Below are 12,817 nucleotides of genomic sequence, written 5' to 3' on the forward strand. Positions count from 1 at the left end.
GCCATCGCGCGCCGCGCCTGGTCTGGCCGCACGGCCGCTAATTGGTGCGACACGCGCATTCTCTGCCTGGCGGCCCTCGCCAAGCGTTCTCGGCGTGAAAGGCGCGGAGGTCGCGTTGGCATCGGTCGCCGGTGCACCTGTTTCGGAGACCTCGTCGCGCACCTCGTGGCGGCGGGCTCGCCACACGGCTTCTGTCTCCTCGGCGTCCTCTCCCACCGCGCTGGCTTCCGCACTGCCGGTCTTGCCATGTGGTCGGTTGGGTGGCTGACCGGCAAAGCCCGGGCCGGCCCCATGCGGCGCGTCGTCCGGCACGCCCTCATGGTCGGCATGCTGCTTGTCGAACTTGATCACTGGCTCCATCGTCGCCAGAACGTCGTCCGAGAGCCAGCACAGGCTCATGTGCCCGCCGCCCAGGTTCTTTACCGGCGGCACCTTGGTTTCGCAGAGATTATCCGGCACCAGTCTCTTGTAGCCGCAGCGCGTCTGGAATGGACAGCCTGTCGGCGGGTTCATTGCCGAGGGTATGTCGCCCTCCAGCACGATGTGCTTCTTGACCACGCTGGTGTCGGCGATCGGGATCGCCGAAAGCAGTGCCTCGGTGTAGGGATGATAGGGCGGCGCGAAGATCTGGTCGGTCGTACCTTGCTCGACGATATAGCCGAGATACATGACGACGACCCGGTCGGCGATATAGCGCACGACCGACAAATCGTGGCTGATGAACAGCATCGTCGTCTTGTTCTTGCGCTGGATGTCCATCAGCAGCTCGGTCACCGCCGCCTGCACCGACACGTCGAGCGCCGAGACCGGCTCGTCGGCCACCACCACCTTGGCATCGCCGGCAAAGGCGCGCGCCACGCCGATGCGCTGCTTCTGGCCACCCGAAAGCTGGCGCGGCTTGCGGCTCTCGAAGGCGCGCGGCAGCTTCACCAGGTCAAGCAATTCCAGCATGCGCTTGCGCCGGTCGGCGACGGTCTTGCCGACGTTGAATTTTTCCAGTGTGCGGATGATCTGCGAGCCGACCGAATGGCTGGGGTTGAGCGTATCGAACGGGTTCTGGAACACCATCTGGATCGACGACACCGTGTCGACGCTGCGGCTCTCGATGCCGGTCGACTGGATTTCCTTGTTGGCGAGCGTGACCTTGCCGGAGCTCGCCGTCTCGAGCCCGAGCAGTACTTTGGCCAGCGTCGATTTTCCGCACCCGGATTCGCCGACAATGGCGACGGTTTCGGATTCGCGCGCCGTAAACGAAATCGTCTCGTTGGCCTTGACGACGCGGCCCTCGCTTGAGCCGAACACCTCGCTGCCGCCAACCTTGTAGTATTTTCTCAAGTCCTCGATCTTGAGTACCGGTGCGCCAGGCACGACCTTCTCATTGACCTTTTTGGCGCCGGGCGGCAGGGCGTCCCAATCGATTTCGTTGAAGCGCACGCAGCGCGAGAAATGACCTTCATGTCCCGCGACTTCGATCATCGGGATTTCGGCGGCGTTGCAGACGCCCTCGACGAAATGGTGGCAGCGCGGACCGAAATTACAGCCCTTCGGCCTTTCATGCGGCAGGGGCAGCTGGCCGGGGATCGAGATCAGCGGCCGCGAGTTCTTGTCGGCGCCCGGCAGTGGAATCGAGCGGAAAAGGCCCTGCGTATAGGGATGGCGCATCCGGTCGAACACGTCCTTGATCTTGCCGGTCTCGACGGCCTCGCCCGAATACATCACCGTGATGCGGTCGCAGGTCTCCAGGATCAGGCCAAGATTGTGCGACACGAAGATCATCGAGGTGCCGAACTTCTCGCCCAGCCCCTTGACCAGTTCGACGATGCCCGCCTCCACCGTTACGTCGAGCGCCGTCGTCGGCTCGTCGAGGAGAAGCAGCGCCGGCTTCGACAGCAGCGCCATGGCGATGACGATGCGCTGCTGCTGGCCGCCCGAAAGCTGGTGCGGATAGGAGCGCATCATGCGTTCCGGATCGGGAAGCTTCACCGAGCGCACCATTTCGAGCGCACGTTTATAGGCCTCTTCCTTCGACACCTTGTCATGGATCAGCGGCACTTCCATTAACTGCTGGCCGATCTTCATCGCCGGGTTCAGGCTCGCCATCGGCTCCTGGTAGATCATGGCGATCTTGTTGCCGCGGATGCTGCGCAGCTCCTCCTCGGAGAGCTCGCCCATGTCCTTGCCCTGGAACTTGATCTTGCCGCCGACAATCTTCCCGATGTTGGAGAGGTCGCGCATGATGCCGAGCGACACGGTCGACTTGCCGCAGCCGGATTCGCCGACAATGCCCATCGCCTCGCCGGGCATGACCGTGCAGGAAAAATCCATCACGGCCGGTATCTCGCCCTTGCGGGTGAAGAAGGAGATCGACAGGTTCTCGATCTCGATGATCGGCCCATTGTTCGGCCTGGCCGGATTTCGAACTGCCTCGTTCATGGGTCGCTCCAATCCTTGGTTCTTCCGGGCAAGTAGGGTCGAGGACCCCGCCATCAATCCTTCATCGATTGCTCGCGCAGGGAATCGGCGAGCAGGTTTAGCCCCAGCACGAACGACATCAGCGCGATCGTCGGCGGCAGTGCCGGGTGGATGAAGGAACGCAGCAGCCGGCTGGCATCCTTGATCGCAGTGCCCCAGTCGGGACTTTCCGGCGCCAGCCCGAGGCCGAAATAGCCCAGCGTGCCGAGCAGGATGGTTGTGTAGCCGATGCGCAGGCAGGCATCGACGATCAGCGGTCCGCGCGCATTGGGCAGGATCTCCCACAGCATGATGTACCATGGCGACTCACCGCGCGTCTGGGCCGCCGCCACATAGTCCCGCGTCTTGATATCCATGGTCAGGCCACGCACGATGCGGAACACGCCCGGGCTGGAGGCGAACACCACCGCCACGAAGATGTTGAGCTGGTTGGGATCGATATGCACGATCTTCAGCGGGTCGGCATCGAACACCAGGCCGGCATAGATCCAGCCGCCGACCACCAGCGTCAGTCCGAGCAGGATGTAGATCCGGTCGGAACGGTTCTTGTAGCGCGTCCAGAACAGCACGCAGAAGAAAATAATCGGGAACAGGAAGAAAACGCCGGCCAGCGCGTAGGGGATCGGCGTGTCCATGATGCCCGGCGTCACCAGGAGGTAGAACAGCAGGATAACCGGGAAGGCCAGCACGAGATTGGCCAGGAACGACAAAACGGTATCGATCTTGCCGCCATAATAGCCGGCCGGCAGGCCGAGCGTGATGCCGACCATGAGCGCGAAGCCGGTCGCCGCCGGCGCGATGATCAGGACGATCTGGCTGCCATAGACCATGCGTGAAAAGACATCGCGGGCGAGCTTGTCGCCACCGAATAGATAAGCGAGGCCCGATTGCGGTTCGATGGCTCCGGGCAGTGTATCCTTCATGATGGGAATCTGGCCGAGCGGATCGAAAGGCGAGATGGTCGAGGCGAAGATCGCCGTGAACAGCCAGAACAGGCAGATGGCCACCCCCGCTATGCCGACGCCGCTGTCGAACAGTTGGCCGTAGAGAGCCAGCTTCTTCTTGTAGAGGAAGCTCGCGCCCATGACGATGAGAAGCGCGAGCCAGACCGGCCAGAAGCGCCAGAGCACTTCGAGGACGACGGTGGAGGCGCCGATATATTGGGCTTGCATGCGCCGTCTCCCCTACTGGACCCGAATGCGCGGATTGAGGAACGCGTAGCCGACATCGGAAATGAGCTGCGTGATCAGGACGATGAACACCGAGACCAGCGAGCAGCCGAGCAAAAGGTCGATGTCGTTGTTGCCTGCGGCCTCGACCAGCGTGTAGCCGAAGCCCTGATAGCGGAACATCACCTCGACGATGACGACGCCGGTGAGCAGCCACGGAAACTGCAGCATGATCACGGTGAAGGGCGCGATCAGAGCGTTGCGCAGCGCGTGCTTGACCACCACGCTTTTGAAGGAAAGACCCTTCAGCCGGGCGGTGCGGATATATTGCTGCGTCATCACCTCGACCATCGAGGCACGCGTCATGCGCGCGATGTAGCCGATGCCGTAGATGGCCAGCGTGATCACCGGCAGCGTGAAGTTATAGAAGGTGATGCCCTGGCTTGCCGATGCGGCGGATCCGTTCAGCCAGCCAAGCCAGGAGGCGAAGATGACGGTAAAGATGACGCCCGATACATATTCGGGCGTCGCCGTCGAGGCGATCGAGGCGACCGACAGCACCCGGTCGGTGCGCGACCCCTCGCGCATGCCGGCCAGGATGCCGATCAGCAGCGAGACCGGCACCATCACCGCCAGCACACAGAACATCAGGATGCCCGTGGCGCCGAGCGCAGGGAATAGCTTGGCCCCCACCGTGGTCTTGAATTTGGTCGAGCAGCCGAAATCACCCTGGAGCACGCCGGAGAACTTCGGCTCGGCCGGATCATTGCAGAAGGAGAAGCGCTGCGCCGGCTTACCGGTCGCCGGATCGGTTACCGGCTGCTTGGGCACGACGCCCAGCCATTGGCCGTAGCGCACGAAGAAGTTCTGCCGGTAGCCATGATTGACCAGCCAGCTTTCCAGTTGTTCGGCCGAGGTGTGCATCTCGGTCTGGCTGATCGCCAGCTTCTTCAGGTTGGGTTCCAGATTGACGAGGAAGAAGACGACCAGCGTCAGGCACAGCATCGTGAGCAGTATCGTGCCGATGCGTCTGGCGATGAATGAGAACATTGTACCCCCTGCCGGCCGGGTTGGGGTCAGATAGGTTCAACCCTGTATCAAAAACCTTGTGACGTCACGCCGCCGCTGCATCCAATGCAACGGCGGCGATGCCGCGGGAGCGAAAGGCGCTGGCGCCCCGCTCCCGACAGGCTGTGGGTCACGCCTGATCGAGCCAGACCTTGCCGAAGTCGTGCTCGTAGGTGGGGTGCATCGAGTGGTTCTTCACCTCGGGCTTGATGTTGATGTAGAGCTTGCGCCAGTAAGGCTGGATGATGATGCCGGAATCCTGCAGCATCTGCTCGATGTCCTTCATCACCACCTTGCGCTTCTCCGCGTCGGCGATCCCGAGCGCCTCGTTGACCTTCTTGTCGAAGTCCGGATTGGCGTAGGCCGTCTCGTTCCAGGCTTCACCCGAGCGGTAGGCGATGGCGATGACCTGGATGCCAAGTGGACGCATGTTCCAGTTGGTTTCCGAGAACGGATATTTCGTCCAGTCGTTCCAGAAGGTCGAGCTCGGCAGCACGGTGCGCTTCACCTTGATGCCAGCCTCGCGCAGTTGGGCCGCGATCGCGTCCGTGGTGTTCTTGTGGTAGTCCTCGTCGTTGCTGATCAGCTCGTGTTCGAAATCGATCACGCCGGCTTCCGTCAGCATCTGCTTGGCCTTGGCGATGTCGCGCTTGATCTTGGGCAGCTCGACATATTCGGGATGGATCGGCGCGACATGGTGGTTCTCGGCCGGCGTGCCGGCATTGCCGTAGCCGAGCTGCAGCACCACCGAGTTGTCGACGGCCAGACACATCGCCTGACGCACTTTCTGGTCGCCATAAGGCTTGGCGTTGACGTTGAAGCGCGACACCACGGTGGCGGCGGTCACGACCTCGGAAGGCGGCGCGCCGACGTCTGCGATGATCTTGACGTAGTCGGCGGTCGTCTCATGGTTGGTCTGAACTTCGCCCGATTCGAAGGCCGAAACCGTTGCGGCCGGATCGGTGCCGTAATCGATGAACTCGACGCCATCGAGGAAGGCTTCGCCCTGCCACCACTTGCCGGTCTCGCGGCGCTTGTAGACGACCTTCTGGCCGACGTCATAGGAGACGAGCTCGAACGGACCCGTACCGATCGGGCAGTTCTTGAAGTTGGCGCCCTTCTCGTCGAAGCTCTTGTGCACCACCAGTGCCGGATAATCGGTCAGGTTGGGGATGATGGCGATATCGGGTTTGGTGAGCTTCAGCTTGACGGTCATGTCGTCGACCTTGATGACCGACCCTTCGCGCAATTTCTTGGTCTTGTCATCGACGAGGCTGCCGAGGCGGCCCGGCATGGAGTTGCCTTCCGCGGCCTTGTCGGCCCAGCGGGTGAAATTGTAGATCACGTCGTCGGCGGTGAACTTGTCACCATTGTTCCACTCGACGCCCGGCCGCACATGCAGCGTGTACTCGGTGGCGTCGTCATTGATGTCCCAGCTTTCCAGGAGATAGGGCGCGAATGTGTACTGGTGGGTGTATTTCACCAGCGGCTCGAGCGCCTGCCTCTCGGCATTGGAGATTTCCGACCAGTCGGCCGTGCGCGGATCCTTGGGATCCTTCACCGACATTGCCACCTTGAGCACGCCGCCTTTCTTACCCTGCACGTCCTCGGCCTTGGCCGGCGTCGGGGCGGCGAGCCCCAGAAGGCCATAGGCCATGGCCGTCGAAGCGCCGAAGACGCTGGCAAGCGCGAGGAATTCGCGGCGATCGACCTTACCCGACTTGGCCTCTTCGGCCATGGCCAGGATGTGATCCGGAACGCTATCGCCATTACTCTTGTAGATTGTCATGACTAACTCCCATTGTTGGCTTTCCGCCGATTAACATTCCGCATCCAGGCCATGATGTCAAAGACGGCATGGTTGGGAACATATTGACGAATGTGCAACTTTGGAGGGGGAGCGGTTCGCGTGATAGCGACAGTCTTGGCGCAAAATTGCTAGTGCGCGACGGATTTCCACTAAATCTCTTCAGGCGATTAAACTGAGACATTGGCGCGGTTTGCGACAGGACCAGCCCTCGCCAGGATGAGGGCCAGCCCAAGTCTCCGCTTCAATATTCCTTCTCGTAGAAGATGCCGCCCTTGGCTTCGCCGGCGTCCGTCGCCTCGCCGCGCAGTTTGACGCCGCGTCCCACGTTGAGGTCGATCGTGGCCTTGCCCGAGCCCGGCTTGTCGCCTTTCTGGATCGTCACATAGGTGCGGTCGTTGAGGTACTTGCCGGCAGAAACCGCCGTGCCGCCCTTTTCGTCGGTGGTGACATCGAGATCGTCGACGCCGATCGCGCTGCGCAGGTTTTCCAGCAGCGACGTCGAGCCGCCGACACCGGCGAGTTGCCCGGCGGCTTCGGCCAGTTGCGCGATCTGCAGCGGCGACAGGTTCGACATGGACCGCCCGAAGATCAGTTGCGCCAGCACCTCGTCCTCGGGCAGCGCCGGCACCGAGGTGAAGGTGAATTTCGGATTGGTCGCCTCGCCCGACACCACGATGGTGACGGTGGTGCTGCTGCTCGTGGTCGTTGTCGCGGTCAGGTTGAGATAGGGCACCAGCGAGCCAGAAAAGCCGACCGTGCCCTCGGTGAAGGTCAGCCGCTTGCCGAGAATCGACAGCCGCCCGCGTTGCAGCGTGAAAGTGCCGACCGCTTGCGGCGATGAGGCCGGACCGGTCAGCCTGAGCGAGCCGCCGAGTTCGGCGTCCACGCCCCTGCCCTGGATGAAGATCTGGTTCGGCGCGTTGACGGTGACATCCAGCACAAGGCCGCTGCCACCCGTCTTGCCGCTGGTCGTGGCCGGGCGCAATGCCTTGTCCTGCGCCCTCACCGCGCCGGGCGCGTTCTTGTGTTTGACATCGAGCGCCGAAAGCGAACCTGGCAATTTGTCCGGAACGGTGATCACGGTCTTGGCAAGGTTGACGGTGCCGGCAATCACCGGCGCCGACGTCAGCGGTCCTTTGATCGTCAGGTCGCCGCCAAGATTGGCGGTGACCACCCGCCCATCGGTGTAGCGGCCGTCGGTGAGCTTGATCGACAGATCGGCCGGGAACCCCTGCGCCGGATTGATACCGACCGTGCCGCTGGCCGACAGGCTGCCGCGCGTCGACAGCGTCCCGGTCAGCCGGTTGATCCTGGCGAAGCCATTGCCGATGGAAATTTCGGCTGCGATGTCGTTGACCGCAAGCCCGGAACGCGCGTCGAGCAGGCGGGCGCCCGACGTGCTGATGCTGCCGCCGATGACCGGCGATGTCGCGGGACCGCGTACCTGCACATTGACATTGGCGGTCCCCGTTAGCGACAGGCCTTGCGCGGCGAGCTTCTGACTGAGGATGCCGAACGGCACGGCGCCATTGAAGTCGAGCGCGAGCGCCGGCGTGCCTGATGTCGTCACCGTGCCGCCCCCCTTGAGACCAAGGCCGGCCCCATCGCTGACATTGGCGTTGAAGGTCAGCTTGTTGCCGGCAAAGGTGCCGGAGGAAGAAACACTCACCGCACCGACCCCCGCGCCGCGGGTCTGCGAAGTCTGCACGCCGGCAGCGTCGAGGTTGAACGCCACACTGGGGCTGGCTGGTGCCCCGGTGACCTTCACCGTGCCCGAAATCGAACCGGCGGCATCGAGACCCCGCGAAAAACTGTTGGCAAGCGAGATCGGCACCCGCGCCAGCGCCGCGTTGATGTCGAGCGCCTGCCCGATCTTGCCGGTCACCGTCGCCGTGCCGCCGCCCAGATTGAGCACCAGCCTGTCCAGCGTCGTCGTGCCATTGGCGATGGTGACGGTCGAAGCCTGCGCGATGGCAGCCTTTATGCCTTGGACGGTCGCCTCGCCGGAAGCAAGCTCTATGGTCGTCGTGCCGTTGGCCGCCTTCACGCGGCCCGCGGCCTTCGCCGGAATTCCTTTCACCGTCGCGCCGCCGGAAAAGCCGGTCCAGTCGCCGTCACGCTTCAGGTCGACATCGATGCCGCTGATCACCGTGCCGCCCGACGTGACGGTGTCGGCATGGATTTTTCCGGAGATGACCGGAGCGGCGAGGTAATTGGCGATCAATGCGTCGATCGACACGGCCTTCGCCTGAAGATCGCCGCGCGTGACCGAGGCGGTCGTAGCCTTGATGGCGACCTGCGGTGCGGCACCGTTCTTCGAGAACGCAATCGTGCCGCGCACATCGCCTTCCGCTTTTTCCAGCGCCAATGCGGCAAGCGGTCCTATATCGGGCAGGTCGAGAGAGATCGTGCCTTCGGGTATGAACTTGTCGTCCAGCGCCAGGTCGCCGGAAATCCTGTTTTGGCCCAGCGACAAAAGCAGGCCATTGATGGCGCTCTTGCCGTCCGCGGTCGCCAGCACCGCACTGCCTTGCAAGGGTTGGCCCGCGACATTGCCTGTCAGCTGCACATTGGCCGCCGGCTTGGCCGCGTCGGCTTTGCCGGTGGCGGTTAGTCTGAGCCCGGTGATCTCGCGCGACGCCACCGAAAGCTTGTCGCTGTCGACGGTCAGCGACAGATCCGGCGCGGTCGCCGGGCCCTGCGCATTCAGCGCAAAGGCGATAGCGCCTTTGGCATCCTTCGACAGCAGCGAAACATCGCCCAGCACGCCCTTGATGTCGGCGGCCAGCGTATTGTCGGCAAGGCTCGCCTGCCCCTGTGCGGTCAGCGCGCCGGAGGCCAGCGTCAATCCGCCTATGGCGATATTACCGTTGGGCTCGCGCTTCAGCGTGGCGCTCAACTGCGCCCGTTCGCCAAGCATGCCGCGTGCTGCGGCCGGCAGGGCCGACGATGGAGCATCCGCCTTCAGCTTGAGGTCGATGGCGCCGTCACGCAGCGACACCAGGCCGGCGACCTGGCTGTTGAGCGCGTCGCTTTTGAGCGAGCCGCTGTCGATGGCGACAGCGTCGGCTGACAGGCGCCCGCTGAGCGCGGCCGTGACCTTGCCGGCGATCAGCGGCGCGATGGTGGGATTGTCGAGCCCAACCCTATCCACCGAAACTGTGCCCGAAACCGGCCCGGCGCGGTTCTTCAGATCGAACGCATCCGAGTGCAATGCCAGGCTCAGTCCGTCCACCTTCGCCGGTCTCGTCGCGATCGAGGGCAGGATCGCGGACATATCCAATCGGGCCCGCGTGCTCTCGCCCGCCACCTTTGCCGACAGCGACCGGACCTCGATCTTGATGGGACTCTCGGCGCTTCCGACCGTGAGCGGCAGACTTGGACCGGATGAGACGAGGTCAAGGGCGAAATCGCTGGCGCCGTTCGGATTGATCGTGCCGGCAGCTTGACCGGAAACCTTGTCACCGGAGAGCGTCGCGTGATCGAGGACGACGCCGCCGGCCATGGTGTAGCGGCCGGCCGCGTCGACTGCGAGCTGCCCAAGCCCAGTCTGGCGGGTTTGGCTTGTTTCGACACCGGCCAGTTGCACATTGAACCGGACGTCCGGAGCCGACGGCGAGCCCGTTACCTCAGCGCTGCCATCAAGCGTTCCAGCGGCATCGAGGCCGGGCGAAAAGCCGTTGGCAAGGGCAGCCGGCAAGGCGGAGACCTTTGCCGCGAGATCGAGCGTCTGGCCGGCGGTACCGGACAGCGCCACCGAGCCGCCGCCGACATCGAGCGCTAATTTTTCGATGCTGGTGGTGCCATCGGCGATACTGAGCATAGATGGCTCGGCAATTGCCGCCTTGATGCCGCGAATCGTAGCCTCGCCCGAGGCGATCTCGACGCTGGTGACGCCATCGGCGATCTTCACGCGCCCCGCCGCCTTCGCTGGAATGCCGGATACGGTGGCGCCGCCGGCAAAATTCGTCCAGTCTCCGTCGCGCTTCAGATCGACGATGATGCCGCCGACTTGGGTGGTCCCCGACGTCACAGCATCGGCCTTGATCGAGCCTGAAATCGCCGGCGCCTTGAGATAGTTGGCAATCAAGGCATTGACGGCGATTGTGCTGGCCGTCACCTCGCCGCGCGCGATCGACGTGCTCTTCGCGTCAATGGCAACGGAGGGCACGTCGCCACTCTTGGCAAAGCGAATGGTGCCGTTGATGTCGCCGGTCACCGCCTGGCCGGCCAGCGCCGCAAGCTGATCGATTGCAGGCGCAGAAAGAATGAGCGTGCCCAGCGGCATGAACTTGTCATCCAGTGCCAGATCGCCCGACACCTTGTTGTCACCCAGCGACACCGCAAAGCCATTGATCGAGCGCTTGCCTTCGCTCGTCACCAGCGCCGCCTTGATGTCGAGCGGCTGGTCGTTGACGGCGCCGGTCAGCGAAACATTGGCGGAAGGGCTAGCAATGTCGGCCTTGCCGCTCGCGGTCAGCTTGATCGACTTCACCGTGCGGCCCGAGGCCGTCAGGCTATCGCTGTTGGCGGAAACCGTGAAATCCGGCGCGGTCATGGCGCCGCTTGCCGACAGGGCGAAATCGACACCGCCCTCGACCGGGACGCCGACCGTCGGCGACAGCACCGAAACATCCCCCAGCCTGCCTTTGATATCGGCCAGGATGTCGGTACCTTGCATGCTGGCGGTACCGCTGGCGCTGAGCGAACCGGACGTGAGTTCGATCGAGTTGGCGGCGAACGAGCCCTGCGGATCGCGCGACGCTGTGGCCGAGAACTTCACCCGCCCGCCGAGCACCGAGGCGATCTGCTGCGGGAAGGCGGTCGCCACGGCATCGGCATTCATCTTGAGCTGCATCGACAGGTCGGCGAGCGCCACGGTCGCCGTCAGCGAGGCATTGAGCGCATCGGACCGGAGCGTGCCCTGATCGATGACAATGGCGTCCTTGCTGAGGGAACCAGCCAGGCCGACATCGACCTTGCCAGTGACCAGCGGCGCCAGCGTCGCGACGTCGGTTTTCAGGCCACCGGCCCCAAGCTTGACGGTAACCGGCCCGGTGCGGTTCTGGATGTCGAAACCGTCGGAGTGTATCTGCGCCGCCACGTCGTCTAGCCGCGTGCCGCCGACGACGATCGAAACGAAGGAGGCGCCGATATCGACGACCGGCGCCTTGCCGTCGCCGAACGCCCGGGCGGTGGCATTCTTGATCGCCAGCGTGATCGGCTGCGCCTTGCTGCCGACGCTAACCACCACGGGTGGCCCCTTGGCGGCGAGTTCGACCGAAAGATCGCTGGCTCCGGCGGGATCGACGATACCGGTCGCGGTGCCGTGCACGGCATCACTGTCGATGTTGGCCCGGTCGACACTGATCCCGCCCGCCGTCGTGGCGGTGCCCGCCATATCGAAGCTGGTCTTACCGGCAAACAATGGTTTCAGGTTCTCCGGCAGGAAGCGGGCGAAATCGCCGTCGCCCTTGGCTTCGAGATAGTTACCCTTGTCGGTGAGCTGATGGCGGCCGGTGAGCTGGGTTACGATCCGATGATCGACAAGGAAGGTACCGACGCCACTCCAGTTGGCCAGCGGCCCGGTGCCCGAGACGACGATGTCGACCGGCGGCGTGTCCGGCAGATTGAGCAGATTGGCGATGATGCCGCCGGCCGGTTCCGACGCCTTGAGGTTGAGGTCGAGCTTGTTGTCCGCTGGCGCGAAATGGATCTGCGCGTCGACATTGCCCTGTTTGCCGTCATGGCGGGTAATGTTGAGCACCGTCTCGACCGACAGCGGTGCGGCGTCGGCCTTCACCGAGGCCTTGGCGGCGAGTTCGGCGATGCCGCTGCCGGCCAGTTGTTGGCCGAGCGCGACTTCCGGCAAGTCGATCTGCTTGATGTCAATGGAAACCGGCAGCGTCGTCGCGCCGCCTTGCGCCGGCTGCTGCGTGCCGGCCACCGGCAGACGCGCAAGTTCGATGCGCTCCGCCGCGATGCGGTCGGCGCTGAAGTTTTTGGACAACAGTGCCAGCGGCGACCAGTCGATGGCCACCTTGCGCGCCACCAGCCAGGCGCCCTCGCGGTCCTCCAGCACGACATGGTCGACACTGAGCGCGCCCGACCAGATACCGTCGATGCCGCTGACGGTGACCTTACGCTCGTCGCTCGAGGCCAGGCGCGAAATGATGCCGGCGAGATTGTCGCGTCCACGCTCGGTCTTGGTCAGCACGAAAAGCGCGCCGATGGCGCCTGCTACCACGATCAGCAGCGTGTAGAGAAAAATGCGAAGGATGCGCCAGACCGTCTTCAT

The 12,817-nt window shown here is 63.6% G+C and carries 4 protein-coding genes and 1 pseudogene; all 5 read right to left on the bottom strand.

Translation table 11 applies throughout. From position 1 onward, the window contains the following. Window positions 1-135: 135 nt before the first annotated feature. Window positions 136-2,433: pseudogene (locus ACIU1A_RS14860) on the bottom strand (dipeptide ABC transporter ATP-binding protein); the annotation flags it as partial. Between the two features lie 53 nt (window positions 2,434-2,486). Next, on the bottom strand, window positions 2,487-3,644 hold the full coding sequence (locus tag ACIU1A_RS14865) for an ABC transporter permease (RefSeq protein ID WP_140495091.1): 1,158 nt from the start codon (window positions 3,642-3,644) through the stop codon (window positions 2,487-2,489). Window positions 3,645-3,656: 12 nt separating this feature from the next. Continuing rightward, window positions 3,657-4,691, bottom strand: coding sequence for an ABC transporter permease (locus ACIU1A_RS14870; RefSeq protein WP_140521245.1), 1,035 nt, complete (start codon window positions 4,689-4,691; stop codon window positions 3,657-3,659). 148 nt (window positions 4,692-4,839) lie between these two features. Further along, window positions 4,840-6,498 carry an ABC transporter substrate-binding protein gene (locus ACIU1A_RS14875; protein ID WP_140495085.1) on the bottom strand — a complete coding sequence of 553 codons (1,659 nt, stop codon included), beginning with the start codon at window positions 6,496-6,498 and terminating at the stop codon, window positions 4,840-4,842. 262 nt (window positions 6,499-6,760) lie between these two features. Next, window positions 6,761-12,817, bottom strand: coding sequence for a translocation/assembly module TamB domain-containing protein (locus ACIU1A_RS14880; protein ID WP_404927606.1), 6,057 nt, complete (start codon window positions 12,815-12,817; stop codon window positions 6,761-6,763).

This window comes from Mesorhizobium maamorense, assembly GCF_044998965.1.
Classification (GTDB): domain Bacteria; phylum Pseudomonadota; class Alphaproteobacteria; order Rhizobiales; family Rhizobiaceae; genus Mesorhizobium.